The 24,428-nt window shown below is 32.4% G+C and carries 18 protein-coding genes and 1 tRNA gene; 6 read left to right on the plus strand and 13 right to left on the minus strand.

Features of this window, described 5'->3' with window-relative positions; genetic code table 11:
• Positions 1-53 precede the first annotated feature (53 nt).
• From yidC to GOY12_RS02260, 5 genes are all read left to right on the plus strand, one after another.
• On the plus strand, positions 54-1,772 hold the full coding sequence (gene yidC, locus GOY12_RS02240; protein WP_175818446.1) for a membrane protein insertase YidC: 1,719 nt from the start codon (positions 54-56) through the stop codon (positions 1,770-1,772).
• On the plus strand, positions 1,750-2,178 hold the full coding sequence (locus GOY12_RS02245; protein ID WP_175818447.1) for a 6,7-dimethyl-8-ribityllumazine synthase: 429 nt from the start codon (positions 1,750-1,752) through the stop codon (positions 2,176-2,178). The genes yidC and GOY12_RS02245 overlap by 23 nt, the downstream gene beginning before the upstream one ends.
• Complete coding sequence (gene nusB / locus GOY12_RS02250; RefSeq protein WP_175818448.1) at positions 2,178-2,654, plus strand: transcription antitermination factor NusB; 477 nt, start codon at positions 2,178-2,180, stop codon at positions 2,652-2,654. The genes GOY12_RS02245 and nusB overlap by 1 nt, the downstream gene beginning before the upstream one ends.
• Positions 2,655-2,775: 121 nt before the next feature.
• On the plus strand, positions 2,776-3,039 hold the full coding sequence (infA, locus tag GOY12_RS02255; protein ID WP_175818449.1) for a translation initiation factor IF-1: 264 nt from the start codon (positions 2,776-2,778) through the stop codon (positions 3,037-3,039).
• Positions 3,017-3,613 (plus strand): Maf family nucleotide pyrophosphatase, encoded by a 597-nt coding sequence (locus GOY12_RS02260; RefSeq protein WP_175818450.1) that lies wholly within the window; start codon positions 3,017-3,019, stop codon positions 3,611-3,613. Before infA ends, GOY12_RS02260 begins: the two co-directional genes overlap by 23 nt.
• A gap of 226 nt (positions 3,614-3,839) precedes the next feature.
• Here GOY12_RS02260 and GOY12_RS03750 read toward each other — a convergent pair whose 3' ends face one another.
• The 11 genes from GOY12_RS03750 to GOY12_RS02310 all read right to left on the minus strand — a co-directional run bounded on the left by GOY12_RS03750 (position 3,840) and on the right by GOY12_RS02310 (position 14,991).
• Positions 3,840-3,974, minus strand: a complete 135-nt coding sequence (locus GOY12_RS03750; RefSeq protein ID WP_255498843.1) for a hypothetical protein — start codon at positions 3,972-3,974, stop codon at positions 3,840-3,842.
• A gap of 232 nt (positions 3,975-4,206) precedes the next feature.
• Positions 4,207-4,353 carry a hypothetical protein gene (locus GOY12_RS02265; RefSeq protein WP_175818451.1) on the minus strand — a complete coding sequence of 49 codons (147 nt, stop codon included), beginning with the start codon at positions 4,351-4,353 and terminating at the stop codon, positions 4,207-4,209.
• A gap of 793 nt (positions 4,354-5,146) precedes the next feature.
• Positions 5,147-6,472 (minus strand): alanine:cation symporter family protein, encoded by a 1,326-nt coding sequence (locus GOY12_RS02270; RefSeq protein ID WP_175818452.1) that lies wholly within the window; start codon positions 6,470-6,472, stop codon positions 5,147-5,149.
• Between the two features lie 227 nt (positions 6,473-6,699).
• Positions 6,700-7,578, minus strand: coding sequence for a P44/Msp2 family outer membrane protein (locus GOY12_RS02275; protein ID WP_175818453.1), 879 nt, complete (start codon positions 7,576-7,578; stop codon positions 6,700-6,702).
• 111 nt (positions 7,579-7,689) lie between these two features.
• A complete protein-coding gene (locus GOY12_RS02280; protein ID WP_175818454.1) occupies positions 7,690-9,729 on the minus strand; it encodes a type IV secretory system conjugative DNA transfer family protein in 2,040 nt (679 codons plus the stop codon).
• 28 nt (positions 9,730-9,757) lie between these two features.
• A complete protein-coding gene (gene virB11, locus GOY12_RS02285) occupies positions 9,758-10,750 on the minus strand; it encodes a P-type DNA transfer ATPase VirB11 (RefSeq protein WP_175818455.1) in 993 nt (330 codons plus the stop codon).
• Position 10,751: 1 nt separating this feature from the next.
• Positions 10,752-12,233, minus strand: a complete 1,482-nt coding sequence (locus tag GOY12_RS02290; RefSeq protein ID WP_175818456.1) for a TrbI/VirB10 family protein — start codon at positions 12,231-12,233, stop codon at positions 10,752-10,754.
• Between the two features lie 16 nt (positions 12,234-12,249).
• Positions 12,250-13,056, minus strand: a complete 807-nt coding sequence (virB9, locus tag GOY12_RS02295; protein ID WP_175818707.1) for a P-type conjugative transfer protein VirB9 — start codon at positions 13,054-13,056, stop codon at positions 12,250-12,252.
• Positions 13,043-13,726 (minus strand): VirB8 family type IV secretion system protein, encoded by a 684-nt coding sequence (locus GOY12_RS02300; protein ID WP_175818457.1) that lies wholly within the window; start codon positions 13,724-13,726, stop codon positions 13,043-13,045. Before GOY12_RS02300 ends, virB9 begins: the two co-directional genes overlap by 14 nt.
• Positions 13,727-13,789: 63 nt before the next feature.
• Complete coding sequence (locus GOY12_RS02305) at positions 13,790-14,872, minus strand: GTP cyclohydrolase II (protein ID WP_175818458.1); 1,083 nt, start codon at positions 14,870-14,872, stop codon at positions 13,790-13,792.
• 31 nt (positions 14,873-14,903) lie between these two features.
• Positions 14,904-14,991, minus strand: a tRNA-Leu gene (locus tag GOY12_RS02310).
• 190 nt (positions 14,992-15,181) lie between these two features.
• On the opposite strand from GOY12_RS02310, the gene GOY12_RS02315 reads away from it, so the two are divergent.
• Positions 15,182-16,456 (plus strand): metallophosphoesterase family protein, encoded by a 1,275-nt coding sequence (locus tag GOY12_RS02315; protein ID WP_175818459.1) that lies wholly within the window; start codon positions 15,182-15,184, stop codon positions 16,454-16,456.
• Between the two features lie 3,585 nt (positions 16,457-20,041).
• Here GOY12_RS02315 and GOY12_RS02320 read toward each other — a convergent pair.
• Entirely contained in the window at positions 20,042-20,254 is a 213-nt protein-coding gene (locus tag GOY12_RS02320) for a hypothetical protein (protein WP_175818460.1), read from the minus strand.
• 1,085 nt (positions 20,255-21,339) lie between these two features.
• A complete protein-coding gene (locus GOY12_RS02325) occupies positions 21,340-24,381 on the minus strand; it encodes a phosphoribosylformylglycinamidine synthase subunit PurL (RefSeq protein ID WP_175818461.1) in 3,042 nt (1,013 codons plus the stop codon).
• Positions 24,382-24,428: the final 47 nt, after the last annotated feature.

A 24,428-nucleotide genomic window follows, 5' to 3' on the forward strand; every position in this document is an offset into this window, starting at 1 on the left:
TTTAGTACAATATTTAATATACACTTTAAGGAAGTGCATTTAGCTTAAGTTTTATGTCAGAAGCAAGAAATCTAATTTTGACAGTTATTCTTTCTATATTAATTATAGTATCTTGGTATGTTATTTATGATAATTTTCTCAATATAGATCAAAATAATCCACCAATTAAAAATATTGAACATATAGAATCTTTTAATGACCTTGTTCCTATAATGTACCAAAATCGTTCAGAAATCATTAATTCTACTCAAGGGCAAAGGATCAATCTAACTAATAACATGGTTAAAGGGTCGATTTCTTTAAAGGGTATCAGGTTTGATGACCTAATCTTAATCAACTACCGCTTAGAGCTAAATCCCTCCTCTCCACAAGTGGTATTGCTGTCACCTGCAGAATCAAAAGATGTATATTTTGCAGAATTTGGTTGGCTCGATCCAAGTGGCAAAATAAAAATTCCAGACTCTAAAACAGTTTGGCAAGTTGATGAAGCTGAGTTAACTAATCGAAAAGCAGTTAATCTATCTTGGGATAATAAAAATGGCATCGTATTCAGAACAAAAGTGAGCCTTGACGACAGCTACATGTTTAAGATCGAGCAAATTGTTGAGAATAATACAAAGGACAATATAATCTTAGTCCCTTATGGTAAAATTAACCGCAAACGTGATAACATTAACGAATCTTATTGGATATCACATGAAGGAGTATTAGGTACATTTGATAACAAACTAGAAGAATGGACATATAAAGATATCGCCAAAAAACATTTAATAAAAGCTAGCACAAGCGGAAAAAATTGGTTTGGTTTTGCTGATAAATATTGGCTTACAGCCATTATACCTGAGAAACCGGATAAAATAAATGTTAGCATCAAACATACAAATATTAATAACATTGATAAATTTCAAGCAGATTTTGTCAAATCTCACAAAAGCATACTTCCTGGCACAAGTATCTCTAGTGTAAACTACTTTTTTGCTGGAGCAAAAAAACTAAATTTATTAGATTATTATAAAAGTGCTCTCAATATACCTTTGTTTGACAAAGCTGTAGATTTTGGCATTCTTTACTTCGTAACCAAGCCAGTATTTCTGCTGCTTGAATATTTTAACTTCATCTTAAAAAATTTTGGCTTAGCAATATTAGCACTAACCTTAGTAATAAAACTCTTAATGCTTCCTTTATCCAACAGGTCATATATTTCAATGTTTAAAATAAAAATTCTACAGCCTGAAGTAACTCGTATAAAGGAATTATATAAAAATGATAATTTAAAACAGCACAAAGAGATAGTTGCATTGTTCAAAAGAAACAAAGTCAACCCAATGTCAAGCATCCTTCCTATAATAGTACAAATACCGGTATTTTTTGCTCTATACAAAGTATTATTCGTTACTATAGAGATGAGGCATGCCCCTTTTTATTTATGGATTAAGGACCTTTCAGCTCCTGATCCAATAAACATCTTTACATTATTTGGATTATTTAATTACAATTTCCCTGTTTCTGTAGGCATTCTGCCCGCAATTTTAGGCATTACCATGATAGCTCAGCAAAAGATCAGTGAAAAAGATCATAATAATGAAGATGATGTTCAAGTAAATATCATGAGATTTTTACCTTACATTTCCATCTTTATTTTTTCTTCTTTTCCCGCAGGCTTAGTAATATATTGGATATTTAGTAATATTATAACTTTAATTCAACAATCTGTAATGAAATCATTCTTAACGAGAAAAGTGGGAATAAATGTCGAAAATACTAATAGTTAATTCGGTTTATTATACTAAAATAGCTAACCTTCTACTTGAAGGTGCAACTGATAAATTTAAAGATAGCAGTGCCAGTTACGATATAGCTGAGGTTCCTGGTGTATTTGAGATACCAGCTACAATCCTTTTTACAGTTAAAAGTAAGTATGTCAATCATGAAGGTTATTTAGTTTTTGAATGCATAATACATGGCAAAACTGATCATTATCAGTACGTTTGTAAAGGAGTAATCAAATGCTTAAACGAAATTATTATACGCTATGCAGTATTACTTGGCATAGGTATAATTACTGCTGACAGCAAAGATAAAGCTTTAGTAAGAGCTAGCAAAAGCAAAAAGAACATAGGTGATCATGCAGCCTTAGTTGTTTTATACATGATAGATTTATATAAAAGACTAAGCTAATGGAGAAAGAGCATGTAGAAAGAAAGTGGTACATAAAGAGAAGTACAGCAAGGTTTCTTACCGTACAAGTTGCTTACTCAAATATTTTTATAGGCTACGACAAAAACACCTTTGAACTAGAAAACTGTGAGCTTAGGAACTATGTCAATAAGTTAGTGGATATATTTGAATGCAAAGAGTTTGATTATCAATTTTTAGAAAAGCTATCATATAAAGTCATAAGAAACAGTAAAGAATATGATAAAATAATAGAACTTTATTTACACCCAAGCTGGTCTCTTGCACGGCTGAATCTCATAAGTCTATCTATTTTACGTGTTGCAATATGTGAGTTAGCTAATTGTGATACACCGGCTCCAGTTGTTATTAATGAATATACTAACATTGCATCTGATCTACTCAATAAGTCAAGCGAAATTGGTTTCATTAATGGATTATTAGATAAGGCAAAAGATGTGGCTAAGTTAAACAAGTAATCTTAATAATTCTCTTAAACGGCATAAACATTAGAGAATAAAAAGAAGGTAGTGAAAAGACCTTTTATCTTCTTTAAGATCTATGGTAGACTGACAAGAACTATTAACTATAGCATAATAAATGGTAAAAGACGAAAAGTCAAAAGCAATTTTTGAGGTAGAAGGAACAGTGACTGTCTTATTACCTGCAGCAGAATTTAGAGTGAAGTTAGACAATGAACACGAAATCATTTGTCATGTATCAGGAAGAGTAAGAAGAAGTAAAATACGCATTGTTATCGGAGATAGGGTACTAGTTGAAATGAGTATTTACGATAGGAATGCAAAAAAAGGTCGTATAATTAGAAGGCTTAAAGGTACAAGTGAAAGAACCATCTCTAAATAGTCTTATTCTTGCTTCATCATCAGAAAGGCGCATAGCCTTACTAAAACAAATAAATATTAAACCAGGCTTAATTTTGTCAGCAGATATAGATAAAACTCCCTTGAAGAAGGAACTCCCAAAAGATTATTCAATCCGCATGGCAAAAGGTAAAGCTGAAAAAATACAAAGCTCGAATCCAAATTACTTTGTGCTCGGTGTTGATACCGTCGTTGCCTGTGGCAGGAGGATATTACTTAAAGCAGAAAACATTGAACAAGCAGGAAAATACATTCGCTTATTATCAGGAAGAAGGCATAAAGTATATACCAGTGTGTGTCTATTAACCCCCCATCGATCCAAACAGCATATTAGAACTGTAGTTACAATAGTAAAATTCAAACATCTCAGTGTACAGGAAATTAAATATTATTTAGCATCAGAAGAGTGGAAAAACAAAGCAGGAGGATGCAATATACAAGGCCTTGCTGAAATGTTCGTATTGTTCTTACGTGGCTCATACTCTTCTATTATAGGACTACCGTTACATGAAACCTATTGTTTGCTAAGTAACTACTTTAATCTTAACTTATATTGACATACCTTTATCTTTCTATTTTTGTTGCTTAGTATAATCTCACTGTGGTATTACTATTAGATGTTTGACTAGAATATCTTTTTTTCTTCTTCTACCACCCCAATTTTCAGTTGTACTATATCTTCTTGGTAAATTTTTCCATAAGTAAAGTGCTCTCACTTTGTTAAACACCTCCTCTATCTTTTTCCAGAGCTAAATGAAAATAGAGTTTTGTTATTATCATTCTCTACTTCTCTATGGTATCTAGATTTTGATTATTTTCTTTACCTACTATCCCCCTATCTCTAGCCATTTGTATATTAGTTTTTTCCCTTATTTTCTGCAAAATGTTTCCCGAAAATGAATCTTTTAGTACATTCATTGCTTGATCGGCCAGGTTAAAGATTAAATATTTTTTAACTCTTTATCAACCGGTTCACCTGTTTTACATAAGTTTTACCACTGTGATCTTTACTATTTTCCTCTTCCCCTCCCAATAATTTGTCTTTCCTTTAAGAACTTAACTTTTCTTTCCAAGTCTATCTAGCATTTCTTCTTCCCATTTTTTTAATGCTTTATTTGCTCTTTAAAAATTCTTCTCTTTTTCCTCAGTGCTAACTGAAGACGACCTCTGCCACTATCATCAGAAGGTACACTGGCAACGTGCTTCCTACACTTGAATCACTTTTACTATTTAGTGTTGGAGCAAAGACACCAATAGTTGAGTCCACTACTTTTTTCATATTTGGTCGAACTGTCATCTTTATCACTTCTTTCTATTGATGCTTTTCTGCTCTTAATACCAACATGCCATAAGTCTCCTTCCCCCTTTTTCTCATTGTTGACCTTGGGTGTTAAATTCCTCCACTCACATCTTTGCTTATCTTTAATTGCTCTTTATCACTTAATTAATTTACCCTAAATAAATTTTATAACTTAATTCCTAACCTTAATCTTAACAACGCACTTCTGTACATTTTTATTAAACTAATTTAGAGCACTTTACATGAATCATCAGTTATATGATACAGTCATCTTATTTTTCTCCCTCACTTCCCTCTTCACCGTACAAAGTTAAAAATCCCGTAATTCCATTCTATCACCTTTTAGCATAATACTAGCGTGGTTACCACATATTAAATATCTTTAATATACTACTAATATAATTTATCAACATATAACTCAGTTTCACTTTTAAGCTTTTGTACATCTTTTCTTTATCATACTAAGCCTCTTCTGCAGAACTTCATAAACTTTATCCTTGTTCAATTAACATTTTTGTCCAACTCACATCATCTTTTATTAAATGACTTAACTATACTAAAATCAACCACTGTATTACAAACTAATTTATCCTCTTTTATCTTAATGAATAAAGACAAAAAATTTTGAATAAAGTTGTCACAGCTATTCAATTATTTATTCTTTAACATCATATTCCATCTCACTAATGATTATTTACCTCTTAGTTCCTAGCTAGTATAATTACTATGGTAATTAGCAAGCTTTCATAAAGGAAGCTGTGCTTTTAGATGGCAACTAACTGTTTTTTACTTACAATTTTAAATATCTATTACTCATAGTAAACACTTCTGGACTTCTAAAAGTTAGCTTGAATATAGCAAGTATGTTGATAAATAATAAAGCAGCAATCGAGATATCAGCAATATTCCAGAGTAATTGAACCTCACTTATTGCACCAAGCGGAATAATTGCAGTAAAAATTACAATCCAGATTTTAATGTATTTATCATTCATAGATACGTAGCGTATTGTTTGTTTTGCACAGAAAAACCAAGTAAAAATAGTAGTAAAAGCAAAACAAAACATTATGACTATGATCAAGTAATCAATACAAGGATAACTCATAGCCCTTCTAAAAGCAAATATACACATGTTAGTACTCTCTAAATCAGTAACCCAAGAATCTGTAACAAGTAGTACCATTGCTGTAATGAACACTATAAATGCAACTACAAAAGGTGATATTATAGTGATCAGACTCTGTTCAATAATAAACCTATTGCTATTTTTCTTAGGAATAATCGAAGAGTGTACAATACCTTCAAGGCCAAGTCCTATATCTGTTGCAAAAATACCACGTAAAGTTCCTACTTGAATAATAGTTAACACTTCCAAAATCAAACCTAGAGATAAACCAGAGTTAAAACCACTAGTTGTAAAGAAACTACTTGTTATCAATTTCAAAGAAGGAAGAACATTTTCACTAAACTTAAATAATATGATACTACAAAGTGTAAGATAACTTACCGTCATTATTGGTATCATAGCCGATATAAAAATTTTAATTTTTTTAAAGCTGAAAGCTACAACAGCAAAAAACATTATAGCCATAACAACTCCACCAACAACCATAGGCACATTTACCATGCCAAGCGGTATTGACAGAGAATTTACCTGAACAAGGTTACCAACAGTTATGGAAGCTACTATCATAATGGCTAAAAACGTAACCGTAGCCTTTTTGGAATTAAATGCATCAGCCATACAAGCTATAGGACCACCGATAAACTGTCCATTTTTCTTCTTTCTGGTCCTCATACTCAGGTAACAAGTAACATATTTTATTATAGAAGTGACAACAATAACTATTGCCATCCATAAAATGGAACCTGGTCCCCCAGTTTTTAGAGCAACAGCAGTTCCTGAAATATTCCCTACTCCTAAATTTCCCCCTAAAATTGTAAATAGAGCAACTACAGAAGAAAATTTATTTTCTCCTCTTTTAGCTCCAATGAGTGAAAACGCGTATGGCAATCTAAATACTTGTAACCATTTCAGTTTAACTGATAGATAAATACTGGTGATTAGTACTAGTAATATTGTTAGCAGTAATAAAACAAATTTTACTGTATCCATCTACAAGCTAAAGATAAGCTTTTTGACTTAAGTATACAAACAAAAGTTAAAAATGCCTAAGCCTATTTTCTGTAAAAGTTTATACAGCTAACAAGTTTGTTTTTGTCAGCTCATAGCATGACCATGAATCAGACACCCCCCGTCCACACAACGCATCAGGGGCTGACAAAACAAAAAAAAAGAGCACCAGAACGATCAAAAAAAACCTATTCTAGTTCCTTAAAAGGCTAAGCTTCATTAGCAAAATGGAAAGTAAGACCAGCTTCTATACCATGTGTAGTCAATAACCCACTACTCGCATTTATATTCTCTTGTTTTTCAATACCTATTAGTGGAATTCCTCTAACACTGTCGTCAAGAAGTGTCGATCTTGTTCCTGAAGTACCTGACTTTACTTCTCCCAATAAATCTGCTTTTAGCTTATAGCCTTTACTAAAGGCACCAAAATGTCTATATCCAACACGCATATTTACATCTTTGTTTATTCGATAAGCAAGACCAGCTTTTAATTGATATGCAGGTCCTACTGATGCCTCACCAAACATTTTCATTCTTGTTAAACCGATTCCAGCTCCAATGTAAGGAAAGAAAGAGAAACTATCACTTTTTAAGTAATAGCAAGCATTTGCCATTATAGATGTGTTCTCAATTCGGTCATTATCAACTTTAGCAGCATACATGTAAGTTTTTCTGTTTTCACCTTCCCCAATCACCCTAAAGTACAATACACTCACCCAGTTACCTTTCAAGCCAATATTATCTGCCTTTACAGAAGAATACATCCCTTCTAATTCAGCTCTATAATTATTGTTACCTAACTTTCCTTCATAACCAAATGCTATACCTCCAGCAAAAGGTGGATTATAGTCTCCTCTATATTCACTTGTTTTTTGATCTTTTATCTTGTTAGAAAGATACATCTTATTTATAGTTATGTGTTTTCTAGGATCATTTTCCATTTTTCTCACTTTCAATAAACCTATGCTATTAAAAAGTTGACTGTGGTATCCACTATCAAAATAAAATCCTTCCGTTTTACTTGCAAAAGACTGTTGCGATAATAATAAAGCAAATACTGTAACTACTAATATTTTTTTATTGTTCATTATTACTTTCCTACTTAAAATAGCTAATTTAATACTAATTAATTAAAAATAACTTAATGTAAAAAATTAATATAACTTATTTTCTAAACTAGAAAATAGACAAAGCTGACCTTACTTTTCACTGTTTTTTGACTCATCGCCAATATTTTCATCTTCAAATTCATCCTCTTCGCCATCAAATCTATCATCATCTTTTTCATCTTCAAATTCATCTTCAAATTCATTATCACTCTCTTCATCTTCAAACTTGTCTTCAACACCTTCATTACCAATACTTCCATCTTTAAATTTATCGTCAATCTCCGATTCATCACATGCCTCATTTTCAGCTTGAGCTTCAATAGGACAATCAGCAGTGTTAGTCCCTTCAACAACAGCATCATTCTCTTCTTCGTCACTAACTCTACTATTACTAACAGAAAAGACTTTATTTGGGTCATACGGCTCCTGTGTAGGTACACGAGTTGGCTTAAATAATTTTCTTGTGAAGGCACTATCATTATAGTACAAAACTTTCTTTGATTTAATTGGGTAAGTAGACTCTATTAAAATTATCTGCTCATCACGCGGCAACATAATAATCTCTTGAGGCAACAGTAACGCTCTCTGTGTTTCAGAGATATGCAACGATCTTGAAGCAGGATTTAAATCTAAAAACTTAGGTTTATTCAACGACTCCTGTTGCACAGTTTTATTCCCTATAAGCTGCGATATTAAATTAGCAGTTTCAATGTTATTAGCTGCAAAAGTTATTCTATAAGTTGAGTTTGATAAAAAAGAGTTCATTCCTGCTTCTTCATATATTCCTTTGAGCTGCTCAGTATCTTGAACAATCAAGAATAATCTAACTCTATACCCACGAAAATATGCAATACCAGTTTGAAATTGCTCCATTTTCCCAAGTGTTGGAAACTCATCCATTAAAAATAACACACCATAAGGCTCATCATCTAAAGGCAACTTTCTACACAGAAACTCAGTTGCTTGCTGATAGAAAACTTGCATTAAAGGTCTTAACCTATTTAAGTTATCTGGAGTTAACCCAACATAAACTGTAACTTTCTTCTTCTTAAAATCTAAAATATTGAAATCACTCGTCGTAGTTGCAGTGTCAATCAGCGGGTTTGCCCATAATTCAAGCGATGAATTCATAGTTGAAACAACACCTGACCTTTCTTTATCAGCTTTTTGCAAAAAGGCCGCAATGTTCATATACGCTACAGGATGTATAACCTTACCCATCGTATCCAAAACAACAGCAAGGTTATAAACCACATCATCACTACGCATCGTACGTACAACTTCACCAAAAGATTTCACCTTCTCTGGTGTAGCAAGTAAATATAGTACTACTCCAACAAACAAACTTCTTGCTTCATTTTGCCAAAAATCTTGTTCAGGCATAATCAAATTTGCTATTTTCTGCACATCATCGACCATTTGTCCAGGTTTTTCGCTAATCCATTCTAATGGATTATAACAGTGACTAATTCCATCTGGCTGTGCTGGATTCCATACGTATACTTCTTGCCCTTGTCGTTCTCGCCAGCCGCTCGTTATTTCATAATTCTCTAATTTTATGTCATGTACAATTACCGAATCAGTCCAGAATAACAAATTAGGGATTACAAAACCAACACCTTTACCAGAACCTGTAGGTGCAAATAATAATGTGTGTTGATACCCATCAGCAATAAAATATCCTCTCTTATCCTTACCAAGCAATAATCCTTTTTTGCTTCTTAATCCTGCCTTTCGTATATCTTTCTCTGACGCCCACTTTGAATCTCCGTGGAGCGATTCTTTTTTTTTAAATGGCCGCCATTCAATTATTCTCTCTCTTAAATTCCATAAAATAATCATCAAAATAATAATAGGTAATACAGAAGATACAATTAGTTTAACTATGAGTTCAGAGCCATATAACTCTGGATGATACCAACAATATTGTATATGATCAAAAATTGTCGGCCAGAGAGCTTGAGGAAAAGGAGTTAAACTAGGGTTAACTGCTTTAAAATCCACACCATCTGGACCATCAACAAACAGATAGAACAATATCCCAGATAAATAGAAACAAAACTCTAGTATACTGAAAACCACAATACCACCTATCAAAATATTGCGTAGGTGGTTTCCACTATAACTCATAAACTACTTTCTCTTACTCTATATAAATTCAGAAATCTCCATTTATAGATCTAGTAAATAATATTTCAGAAATGCTTCTTCTTCCTCCACTGGTCCTTTTTAGCTGAATGACAATATCAATCACATTCTTAATGTACGACATAATCTGATCTGGAGATATACCAAGGTTTGCTTGCATAACCATTAATTTTATTTGCTCAAGGGCCATTGTTGGACTATCCGCATGAAGAGTTGATATTGATCCTGAGTGACCAGTGTTTATTGCTCTAAGAAAACTAAAAGCTTCTGCCCCACGCAGCTCACCGACTATTATTCTGTCTGGCCTTAAACGTAAGCACGCCTCTATCAAATCTTGAGTAGTTACTTTTGCCCTGCCCTGCCCTCCTTTGGAGGCAATCAAATGTACTCTATTAAGATGACCATTCAAAATGATTTCCCTTGCATCCTCGACAGTAATAATTCTTTCTTCAGCTGGAATGGCACGCAAAGTAGCATTAGTAAAAGTAGTTTTACCGGTAGAAGTTCCACCACTAATTATGATATTTTTCCTATTTACTACAGCGTACTCTAAAAACTCTTTTATTTTCTTTTGCTTTAATAGCAGATACAGGTGACGATCTACTGGATTATCAGTCACTTCTATAGCAGTCTCAGAAAAAGCTCCCATTTTCTCATAATCATCTAATGCTAATTGCATGGTGGAAGGTTTACGAATCGACATGATCGCTTTATCAGGCTCACATGCCGGAGGAAATACTATCTGTATACGATACCCATTCGGCAACGTTGCCGAAAGTAGCGGTGCTTCCTCACTCAATTTTTGTTCCGTAGCTTGAGCGATCAACCTACCAAGAGACTTCAAATGATTAAGATCAAACACTTCTAATTTTTCACATCTCATTTCACCACGATTTTCAATCCATACTTCTTTTGGCTTATTTATTGATATTTCATTTACACCCTCTTCTTGAAAGATGTCTTGTAACGGCTCTAAATATGTATCAAGTGCAGCATAGTTCATCTTATTGATTTAATATCACCTGTGGAGAAAACACTATATCTTGGTTAACAAATACTCTCAACGCAGTACCTTGATCAACATAAATAATTGGCTTTTTATTTGTATACCTACTAACTATATCCCGCATATCTCTAGAAAAATCGTTAATTAATTTTTTAATTGATTCTTCGTAGATAGACTTGTTTTCTTGCCTTTGTAATAATAGTTTTATATCCTCCAAAGTAATTTCATCAACTTTATTATCGTCAATCGAAGTTAATTCTAGATCTTTTACTACTTGCTTAAATATCTTAAGCAAACTCTGTTCATCAGATGCATTCTTAATTTTCCTGATAGCTCCAAATTCAAGCTTCCACTCATCATTTTTTGCCCTCTCTTTATCCTCTTTAGAACTGCTCTTTTTACCAATAATATCCTTAAGAGGGGAGATATCTATTTCAGTTACAGCAATAGATCTCACTAGATTCATGGCAGTAAACACATCAATAAGATTAGAGGCCTTTTGCGCTATAATAGCTGAACTAATTGAGACACCTGCAAGTAGTATTGAAGAAAATAACGCACTTACTACTTTATTATCAATCATGCCAGTGATTCCTGCTCTACCAAGTTTATCGGTACCAAGTGATGAAATGGTAATATCTATTCCATGTGGAAGAATAATCCTATTCCAATTTATATTTATGCGTGCTCTTGTTATATCTGAATCGAATGAATAACTGCCTATTAACCTCGAACCTTTAGGTATTAAAACTGTATCACCAGCTTCTGCATAAACATTACCACTAACTATAGCACGCAATACACCTTGCAGATCAGAATCTATTGCAGTCTCAAGAACAGCATCAATAATTTTACCTTGAGCAATCACAAACCCGAGCTTTCCTATCTTGGTAGCCGTATTCAACTGCGCTGAAGTATCAGCCAAAATAGCATTAGCAGCCTCTTTCTCATTACTTAACATTGCTAACATTTGTGCACCACGTCTATCTTTAGGATAACCACTACTCCCTATTGCAGACAATGAAGTAGGTAAATTACTATTAACACTGCTATAAGGAAAATTTTGTTTTGGCAAAACAGGTATATTTGATACATGAGTTTCTTTTGGTTTTTCCTCCTCCTTCTTTAGTACTTTCTCTTTTTTAACCTGCTTTACTTCCGGTATAATTTGTGGTATAGGAAGAGGAGGCAAAGATGGCAAATCAGTTATTATCCTTTCATGAACCATCGTATCATCTGGAACTTTTTCCAATTTTTCTTTTAACTCTTGAACACTTTGCTTCACTTCTTCCTTTTTAATGATTTCTATATTCTCTTTGTTAAAAAAAGGATTAAAATAAAGGTAATAATACACCCCACCAACTAAAAATACCAAAACAATAATTATTAATATTCTATAACTTTGACTAGAACCAACTATTACTACTTTGCTCTCTATTTCCGACTCATTCTCTGAATTGTTATGCCTATCTTTATTCATATTACATATATCAAAGCTAAAACGATCTATTTATAATTTCAACTTCATCACCTTCATACCGCATAAATAACTTCCTATGCACCCCCTTTATTACAACATAACCATCAAATAATAGCCTTCTACAAGGCGATTTAGCTTTGTTCTCCTCTACAAAAATCTGAGGTATTTTGCTACTATCCCTAAATTTAAAATAGGTTAAATAGCCGTCATCAAATAACTCTACTGGTATTATATCAGCATCAACACCTTTATCGACATATGTATAATTGTACTTTGTAGCATTTTCCTGTACTACGTCTTCTAGATCATCTACAACATATTGCATTTGAGTAGGAGTTGATATTTCATCTAAATCAATATCAAACTCATCCTCCTCTTGAGGATAATAAAAACGTATTACATAAGATATATCTTTTTCAGTAGAATAATCATGATTTGTTTTCCCAGCATTAGTATCTGGATGTTTATCGTAGTTTGGCCTTGAGATTAGATCAAAAATGTAATTCCTTTTTTTTGTGGTCGTAATAATCATATTAGTACGACCACTAACTTCAAACGGCATGATGAGTAATTTATTATCATAAGGACTGATTTTCCAACTAGATGCATCACCAACGGCAATATTTTTGACTTTTTCTCCTTCTGCAAACTCTATATAAGAATAGTAACCTTGACTAAAAACGACTGTAAATACTTCATTAGGACTATATACAAAAGTTTTTATTCTACTGTCTACAGAAATAGGCTTACTATAATCAACTAACGCACTTAAACCACTACTCATCAATAAAACTAAAATCAATAATACTCTACACATATTCATCATCTACTCTATAAGAAGTAACCTGAAATCCTAATGGGTTAACATATCTTTGCTGATCATTCATTTCAAGTAACACATACCTATATGACATAATAGCTATTTTATTTTTTCTTATAGAACTTCCATCTTCTCGTGTAAATTCTACAGTGAACCTCACTTGAAAAGTATTATCATACAATTTCTGAATTGAGCGAATCTTAAACTCATTTTTAACAAAATCTGAATATACACTGAAAAGGTCATCCATGTTCTGTAGTTTTGTATAATTTCTAAACTCATTGTACACACTTGGTGAGGAAAATAATCTCACTTTTGTATAGTAGTTATAATTATAGTTATATGGGTCAAAAACCTCTCTTGATTTTATATATTCTGCAATAAAATGATTATTTAGCACTTCATCTGCGGAATACTGTTTTACCGTAACAGGATCAACCCATTGCACTATTCCTGATTTCTTATCAATTTCTATAACAAATGGTTCAATAGTACTACTAGTACTAATTTTAAATATAGCTAATATGCTTACAAAAATTGCCGCCGACAATATTAACACAAATAGAAGTAAAGTATTTCTCTGAGCAACAACCATGCTATAGCGACTCGAATTCCAATCTATATCTTTATCCAATAACTTACTATTTCTTTCCTGCTTAAAAAACTTTAGCATCTTTATTCTCTTAAAACCTTAATTTACATCAATAAATTTAGTAAATTAATAAAGCAATTAAAACTAAAAAATCCTTAACTTATGGCCTAACTTACTGAATTTTGTCTCCATATATGAATCATTATGTTCATTACGCTCCATAATAAGTGGTAGACATTTTGTAACCTCTATACCGCTACTTCTTAACCCTAATAACTTCCTATCGTTATTTGTAAGCAATTGGATTTTTTTGATGTCTAATTTCTCAAGTATTTTGGCTGCAATAGTAAAGTTTCTTTCATCATCTTTAAAACCCAATACTCTATTCGCATCCACAGTATCAAGGTTATATTTTCTCTGCACACCATACGCTCTTAACTTATTAGCTAAACCAATACCTCTTCCATCCTGCATCAAGTACAATATAATACCACCTCCAGAATCAGATATCACTTGGATTGCTTGATGTAGCTGGCTTCCACAATCGCATGATAAACTATCTAACAAGTCACCTGTGTAGCATGAAGAATGAATTCTCACTAACGGCTCACCTTCTTCACCTGGACTACCAATAATAATTGCATAATGTTCTTTTCCACAACTTCTAGTTCTGTAAGATACAATATTTACCTTTCGAGCTTGCTTCAAAAACAGAGATGTTCTGCATACTTCATATACACCATAATCCTGTTGAAAATGATTTACAAGTGATGTATCCAGCGCAATGACATCATTTTTCTCACACCAATATCGCATTTCATTCTCATCTTTAAAAGTCATATCAACTACCAACGCGTACGGTAGTAACTCTGAAAACTTAAGCAAAGCAATAGCATATTCATCTATTGTTTTTGAACATTGTAATCTCTCTGTATAATCTTCTATTGAACAGTTTACTAAACTTAGCAGCTCATCAAAGTTGTTCACCGGCAAGCGTTTGTTATCACTTTTCCCATTCTTTAATATATACTGCATCTTATCTGAAGTTAAGGTGATATACAGATTATTTGATATAACCTTATACTGATCAAACAAATCTCTCTCCAAAGTTTCAGCAGCAGCAAACAATAGATAATCACTTTCATCATATATTAAAATTGGTAGGCTACACCTAATCTCACTAACAGCTCTTTTTACCTTGTTTCTACCTTGATTTTCTATCAACATTCTACTTACATAAATAACAATAAGAGAAAATTGGTGCGGACGAGAAGACTTGAACTCCCAAGGCTCTTACAGCCACAGCGACCTCAACGCTGCGTGTCTACCAATTCCACCACGACCGCGCCTTATTCTAGCCTCTACATAATTATCTTAAATTACTTAATCATTTTAAAATTTTTCATCTAAAGTGTCAATCTGATACTAGAATAATTTTTAAATTACCTATACGATTAAATAACGGTTTTTATAATTATAAACTTCATCTACTTAAGGTAATTATGTTACTATTTTTTAACTTAGGCTTTTATATAAATGAATATAGCTAACATTTTTGTTTTTTTGACTTTACCCTTTGTAACCAGTTTCTACTCCGTCCACGCACAAATATTATATACATGGTCTCAAGTTATCCCTGGAAATAAATTAAGCGTACGCGCAATTATAGGTAATGATATATGTCCAATCGCTTATATTGATGGTAAGAAAGTAGAAATGTTAAACCGTAGCTCAATTAGTAACGGTAATCATACTGAAACAGTTTGTGAACTGACAATAAAACCGAGTGCTAAAAACATTAGTATTAACAATATACAAATTCCCATACTACCAGAAAAAATTAGTAAAATTGCTTTTATTGGTGATACGGGCTGCAGAACAAATACACTATTTCAGCAGGAATGTAATTCCGCAGATAGCTGGCCTTTTAAAAAAAATTTGGATTCTATTGCTTTCCATAAACCGGACTTAACTATCCATGTTGGCGATTATCATTATAGAAAAACAAAATGTAGAAACACAAGAAAATGTGGTGATGTTTACGGACATAATAAAGAAGTTTGGTATGCTGATTGGTTTACCCCCGCAAAGGATATTTTATTACAATCTTCCTTTCTCTTTGTTAGAGGGAATCATGAAGACTGTAATAGAGCTTATGAAGGATGGTTTAGATACCTAGATCCATATCCCCTTTCATCTGAAAAGTGTGTAGATTGCATCCCTAGCTGGTCCTTAGATGCTGGACCGATTAGATTTTTCATCTTTGACTCTTCATCTGGTAAGGATATCCTTACAAATCAAAGGACAACTAATACCTTTAAAAAACAATTTGATAAACTAATACAAAACAGTTCCGATAAGCCTACATGGTTTTTAACTCATAAACCGCTTTGGAGGTCCATAAAAAAAGAATTTTTGACACTAAAAAGCCATGGCAATCTTACACAAATTGAAGCTTTCGGAGATAAATTTCCCAGTAATATAACTACCATAGTCTCCGGACACATTCACATAGCTCAGATATTATTAATGGACAATGTTCCAGATCAGATCATAGTCGGAAATGGTGGTGCACTATTACATGCTCAAGATCAGGAGCCGCTTTACCGGAATGTAGAATTTAGTTATCCGAATGATAAAAACTACTTAGCACATGAAGTTAGAAACTTCTTCGGCTTCGGTTTTGCAATATTAAACTTAGATGACCACAAATTTACTTTCTATAACCAAGATAATAAGGAAATACATTCTGTAAAATTAACGAAAGACTTTAAGCTTATGGGATATACTAGAGCTATGACTTTAGATTAACAGTTTTACGTTTAATAATAGAAAAACATCAACTGTTTCGCACTATTAATCCAATACACACAGTATCAAAACACGATAATCATGAATTCATCCAGTAAAAAGCGTTGAAAATAGAAGTTTTGCGCTATAAAGCGCAATAAACAAGCGTAGAAAAATGCAACCAGAAAAGGTATATGGTTTATTTTAAGTCACTCTTAAAGTAGCCAAAAACCGTTTCCAATAATAGGCCTTTTTCTCAGCAAAACCTTTCTTCCATTCAATGAAATTAATACGGTCTTTTATATTCCTTATTTTGTAAATATGCTTAAATTTCTATTAAATAGTTTTTAAATATTATTTTTTCTAACATAGTCTTCATCTCTAAACAACAAACTTACTAACTTTTGAGCTTAGATCTAGAAGTAATTTTCTTCTCATTGATGATCATATACAATCTAAAATCACAAAACTAGCAAGCGCTTTTGTTTAATTTTACAACTCCAGCAAAAACCTCATTAAGATTCTTTTTTTACAGTCTGCTATATAATGCATCAAATCAATATGAGGTACCCTATATTTTTGCTTGCTAATATAGCCATTGTAGCAGAATCACCAAACATGTAAAGGTAACATTAGAAAGTCCAACTCATGTAATAACTTTAGATAGCATTAATAAAACAATTCTGTTATATTTTTACTTATTAGATAATCTTCTACCATAGGTAAGATAGAATATCAAGGAGTTACCTTACTTTCCTTCTTTTCTTCACTCTCTTTTCCAATCCATAGTTAAGTTCTAAAGGATACCCCTATCGATTTAAAGTAAGCTTGTCCCACAACTGCCAGCTTTTGATGATGGAAATCGTTATATTATTTAAATCTTTTAATTTAAATAATCACTAAATAAACAATAAATTTATCCTATAGTAGCTAAGAGAGATCAATAAAAATAACGGCAAAAATAGGCTTTTTGTCAGCTTGGTAAATTTAAATTAATTTCTTTACTTTTCTAAATTAAATTTGGTTTAACCCTTTTTTTAACCTTTATATACTAAAGCTTTGATTTATCCACTCACAGTAAAATTCAATCAGAGAAAGTACACTGCAACAGGCACGTTTCTGAGCTAGCCTGTAAGCAAAGACAATGTAGACAGTTTTATTATAAAAAGAATAAAGCTCAAGAAGTAAGATGATAGAGAAAAAACAATAACATTTTTACAGTCTCTCCACATCAGAGAACATACAGCACTCACAAATTAGGTGACTAAAAACATTTTTTGAGTGAGTTTTAAGAGAGTAAAAAATACAACCTCCATAAAAATAACTCTTGTAATGTCCGGACAGGTAAAAATTTCTACTATAAGAGAGGATATTCTCTATTTAAAGGAGAAGTGCATTACAGTACAGAAATAGTAGTAAATGTTATTACTACGACTTATGTGCAGTCAAACAAGGACTGTGAGCTAGTATCTTTTAGCTCCCTATACTGTGATAGAAACGATATCAGAATAATGACCCACCAACATTAGTTTACCTGCAGCAAGTTACACAATAGTTGTTGAAAAGAAATGATGAAGATGAGCTTTTAATCTACCTTACTAATAAGCAAGAAGCATGCACAAAGATTAAAATAAACATAGGTTTTGATGCCTTAAATTACGTGAATTCATTTTCTAAAATAGTACTACTAAGAAAACTTAAATATAAAAGAAATCTTACTTGAAGCTTGGGATTAACTATATTCTTTTAAAAAAAGTTAAAATATTAAATCAATAAGATTGATACAACAGACCAAGCACAGTTACTCAAGAGTTAATTACTAATAAAGTAAATAAATTATGACAAGCAGTACTTAATACTACTAATAGCAAAGTTGAAATTCGGTATTTAGGTTACTAATAAAGTCAATCTTCATCCGGAAAGAAGCTTATAAATAAAGTTGATAGAGCAGATCTTACTTAAGAAATGTAAGCTTACTACAAAAAAGCAGAAAAGAATTATACAAGATATTATTAATTTGATATTAAGCAAGGTCACATGAAAAAATAATCTAGATCAAAGCCTTTAGGAAACATAAAAAAACTACTAAATTGCTTGTTAACAGAAGCAAAATAAGTAGAGATAATATTCATAATCTCGTAAAAGAAGAAAGTAGGCAAGTTGGTTTTAGCGCAAGGTACCTTACTCTATATGGCAACTTATAGCAAGCTAGTAAAGCGTGCCCAGTGGTAAAACAAAAAAAGCTGGTAAGGGAAAAATTAACTGGACTATTAGCTAAATCACTGCTGGGTGGTTTCATGAAAATGAAAAAACACAGCAAATACAACAATTTAAAATATTACAACCACTTTCTTAGCGCCAAAGTGGATAAGTTATGATATAAACAGTTTTAGAAGTAAAGGATGGTTAAAAACAGAAAAAATTAATGAATAACTCTATTTTACAGAGGAAGGATAGTAGGTAAAATTGATGAACGGTGATAATAAAAATACGCTAGTAATTAAAGTTACAAATAATAAAGGTACAAAAGGCTGTAGTAGGTAATCCAGGGTTAAGAACTTCGTTAGCAAACAACTTGAGAGGGATTAGAGCTTTTAAAATAATGTGAAAGTCAGAATGAGTCCATAGGCTAACAATACAGCTATTTAACTACTTACTGATAAAAAATACGTAAGTAACTAAAGTTGTCAATGAGCAAGGGTTAGGAGTTATAGCTATAAATCCTTTAAAGAGGAAGGTAGAGCTTCTTAAATTTGTTGTAAAGGGAGAAAGAGATGAAGCCATAAAGCAGATCCAGTCTTCATAGAGCACAATGGTGTAACCCCTTGGCAATAGTTTACGGTAGCTTAAAATCTAAGTCTTTTTTGCAAGGAAGGAGAAAAAATTATCAAAATATATCTGTAAAGCAAAAATCGCACTGAATGATAAGATCATAGCTACTTTACCAAAACAGATTAACTACATGATCAGTGATCACTGGTTACAAATAATCATGTATAAAAAGAGGAAGTGACTCCTCTATAGAGACTTCCATTATTTGAAAATTGTTAAATTTGTCAGTAGTTTTAATATTAGCAATTATAAATAGATTTTTTAATAATCCACAGTATTCAAATGTTTCAGGTGAAAACAAATCCATAAGTTTAGATTATATAAAAATAACATAATACAGATCTCAGCTAGTTACTAAGCCATCAGCCATTATATTTTTTGCCATAGAAGAACTTGCTGAGTTAGACTCAATTGCTGCGTTTGAATCAACACATTATAGAAAAGATGAAGAAACGTTCACATTAATTGATAAATTTAACTATTTTGATCAAAGCTGCCTGTTTAGGTAGAGCAATGACCATAAAGAAACGAAATATGCTCTTATACTTTTGCTAAAATTGATAAAGAACATCAGACAGCAGATATACAGATGGTGATTTTTACTTAGCAAAACATAACAAAATATCTCTTTACACCATCCCGAAGTTATAAACTCTGTAAAAATATTCTTAATTTCTCTTCGTCCTTCTTGGATAAAGTTAGTTTCGCCTATTTAAAATAAAATCTAGAGCCACATAATGCAGATGTTGATAGCATTCAAAAGTGGCCAGACGGTTATAGAGCTATACATTTATATGTAGCACAAACTGCTTTACCTGCTGTGTCAACCATAACTATTGCACCTCGATGAAATATTAATAAGTTAATTCTTATACTAAAATCCTCTTTGGAGTTATGTTCTAAGGTATACTCTAACATCTTGTGATGCTTATCTCCTACATAATTAACAACTTCCACTACAACTAACTCATTTTTTACCCTCAACACTTTTATCTCCTTTTTACTTTTCCAAGCTCTTCAATACTTTTTGATTTTGCATCTAAAATCCCTTTTTTTTAAATATAAGTAAACTTTTCACTTTTCTCAGTTTTGTGTATTTCAATGATTCATCTTAGTTGCACCATTTGTCTCATAATAACAATATCTTTCTCTTATAGAATAAGAGCAACCGATATATCATTTAGTTGAGCCTATGTTGAAGACAATGAAAGAAAACGAAAAATAACACAAAAAAAATGTAGTCAGAATAAAAAGGATACATATATCAGAATCCATTCTACTAGACCAAAGCTTAATATTGTATGTAAAGTTATTAAATTTCATCTATCTAGAGTAACTTCCAAGAAACATTTTACTACTAAAGTAAGCAAATCTTAATTCATAAAACTGTTATAGTTAATGTGGGTTAATACAAAAAAGCCAGCCATTATTATACCTCAAGAATATAAGATCGCATCAAAACCCAGATTAAGTAAAAAACCAACATACTTCCTTCTTACTAAGCAGAATAAACACACTGATGAAAGTAAGCAGAAACTTAGTTCAACACATTAAAAAAACTCAAAAGCCAAGTCCATGATGTATATTGATAGATATTTATATAGAGAAAATTTTTATAGAATTAAATGTAAGCAACAGCACTCTCTCATCAATTACCGATTACTATAGTTAAAATAACAAAATTTGCTATACAAAAGCTAGACTTAGTCTTCAATTTTTTAAAGACAATCATCTTAAGGATGAAGAGGATAAAATTATAGCATATTAAATTAATATCATCAAGCTACAATTTTGCTATTCAAAAATACAACATAACACTATTCGTATTATTGGCCATATATAATTTTCCTTTTGTCATAAAATTTAGCTATTAAATTCACAACTAAAGCTGTCTTATAATCGAAGTGGAATATACCATGTTAACCTACTTTAAGTATTAAGTAAAAAAGACTAATAAACAGAAAAAGCAATAGAAACAGATGTAATTACCTACTTTAAAGTAAATAACGTATATCTATACTATAAATAAACGTTGCCCATAATGAAAGAATTTCTAGCATAACAGAAAATATTTATATTAGAATACTACGGTAACTGTTCTCTAAATCTTTCAGATCTACTTTTAAGGTATCCTTTATATTTAGGAACTTTTCCTCTGTTACTTTACCGATGCATGAGAAGGCTACACCTCTAAATAATTCCTCAAACCTTTGCTGACTCTGTGGTGCTATAGTGATCAAAATTCTACTTTGTGATTCAGAAAACATTATTATCTTATTTATTATATCCCTATTTTGCGTTTCCCCTATTGGTACTAGTGAAAGATCAATTTCAGCACCTAGATCCCCTGCAATTAGCGATTTTACTAAAGCAATAGCTAGCCCACCTAAGTTTGATGCAATTGCAGAAGCAATTATATCATCTTTTATTGCAAAGTTATAACGCTCATACAACTTCTTAGCACTTTTTGCATTAACCTTTGGTACACTATTATTGCCTATTCCACTATATAATTGATATTCGGATTTACCAAGCTCGTCATAAGTTACACCAAGCACATATATCAAATCTCCTGGCATTTTTACATCAAGAGATACTACATTCTCGATATTTTCTATAACCCCGATTGCTGAGATAAGCAGTGATGGTGGTGCAGAGATCATCACTTCCTTACCACTTTCATCATATCCCTTGAAGTCGTTGAACATACTATCTTTTCCAGATATGAATGGAGTTTTAAATGCAGTCGCAAAGTCATAACAAGCCTCTGCAGCCCTTTTTAGCTGCCATAGCCTTTCTGGGTTATAAGCGTCACACCAACAAAAATTGTCAAGCAACGCTAGATGATTTATATTTCCTCCCGCAGCCACACAGCTGCGTATGGCAGTGTCAATTGCACATGCTGCCATATGATAAGTGTCAATTTCCCCATAGCTAGAGCCAAACCCTTGCGATTTCACAACTCCTTTATTTGAAGAAAGGATTGGTCTTGAGACAATAACTTCACTACATACTCTTCCCTTGCCTTGTAGTGGTTTCAACACTGATGAACCTTGAACTTCATGATCGTATTGCACCACTATAAACTCTTTACTACATATGTTTGGCCTACTTAGCATTTCTTTTAGTTCAATTTCTAGAAAAGGAAAGTTTGTTGCCACTCCAGCACATGACATGTAAATGGTATTATCCAAGTGCTTGATATTAGAATCCATTTTGCGCTTAGATTCACCATCGTATATACTTTTATATAAGGATTCAGGTTTAGTCTTTATAGACCAAGGCTTTGTCTGCAAATGAACTCTAGGGTTGCCATCGTGCAGAAACTCAGTTTCTATATCCATGATTACCATCCCTTCAGAACATTTAACAATAGCTTTGCCACTATTGTTAAATTCTCCAATTATACTAACTTCTACATCATGTTTTTTCATGATTTGCTTAAACGCAGGAAGGTTTTCTCCTGGTACTGCTAAGGTCATTCTCTCCTGTGATTCTGATATCCATATTTCCCATGGAGCCATATTATTGCTTTTAAGTAGAACCCTGCTTAAATCAACCTCAAACCCATCCCTTCCCATTTCACCAATAGATGATGATAGGCCACCTGCTCCATTGTCTGTTATTGCATTATAAAGACCAAGATCTCTTGCTTCCATTATGGCATTAGATAATTTTTTTTGCATAATAGGGTCACCAATTTGTACAACTGTTAAAGAACTGTTCCTCGATAGTGCTTCTGAAGAAAACGTCGCACCGTGAATTCCATCTCTTCCAACTCTTCCACCAATAATTATGATTTTATCACCATTTTTAAGCTTCTTAATATGTGAAGGTACGTTATTTATACTGCGAGGAATAATCCCGACACTTCCAACAAAGACTAATGGCTTACCACAAAATCTATCATCAAAATGCACTGACCCAAGTTGCGTCGGGATACCAGAGGAATTACCAGCAACATTAACACCATGAATAACTTCTTTCATTATATATTTCGGCAGTAAAACCTCGTCAGTGCATTCCTTGTCCCTATAAAGTTTACCTCTTATTTCTTTGGCAAAGCAAAAATAATAAGTATTCATTATAGGCTCTGCACCCTTGCCAAAGCCTATTATATCACGGTTAACTCCAAGCACTCCAGTCATTGCTCCTCCAAACGGATCAAGAGCTGAAGGACTATTGTGGGTTTCAACTTTATCTATAATCAAGTAATCGTCATCAAAGACTATCCCTCCTGCATTATCAGAGAAAACTGATACGCATATTTTAGAATTTATTTCATGTGTTGCACGCTTAATATAATGTGCATATAAGCCATCTTTTATTTCATCAATAGAAGAACAAAAGATATTATGCTTACAATGTTCAGACCAAGTTTGCGCGAGAGATTCAAGTTCAATATCATATGGATTCCTGCCAAGTCTTTTGAAGTAATCTTTTATAGTTTGCATTGCTATGAGAGAGAGCCCTAAAGGGCCATTACCATCAATTCCGTTCCTGCTGATATTCTCAAGTTCTTGGTTACTTACGTTCAAATTAACAGATTTAGCTCTATTTTTGCTTGTAGTTAGTTTCTTTTCTATCATTTCAGCGCAGAGTGCTGAAATGACACCAGAGTGAGTATTTGATCTACCATAATATTTCCAACAACAATTACTGTTTCCTTTATAAACAAGCTTACAGTACTCAGTAAAAGGGTTAAATTCTTGCTTTATACTATCTTCTGCTGGTGCGTTCCCTTTACCTAAAATCAATTTAGAGCTCCTTGCTTTAATATAAATATCTTTATAAATATGACCCTTACTTAATAAATATTCTCTAACAATTTGTTCTGCTGTATTACCTACATTATCTGTCATACCAGGCAAGAAGCTTATCTCTAAGCCCCACTCAGCTTGCGGGTTGATGAAATCATATTGAACTTCCTCAAAATCTTCATTGTAGAAGTAATAATGGCAGTCTTGTATCACTCTATTGTAAAATAATTTACAAATTTCTTTATATAGTTTTAGTGGCAACTCTTTACTCATATAGATTGAATAAATATCAACTAACCACCTATAACCAACCTGCTCATATCTATTTAAAACTTCTACTCTAATATTTACCATAACGTTACAAAAGGCTTTAACATATAATAACACAATAAGCTTCAAAC

Origin of the sequence: Wolbachia endosymbiont of Dirofilaria (Dirofilaria) immitis (assembly GCF_013365455.1) — a bacterium.
GTDB lineage: Bacteria > Pseudomonadota > Alphaproteobacteria > Rickettsiales > Anaplasmataceae > Wolbachia.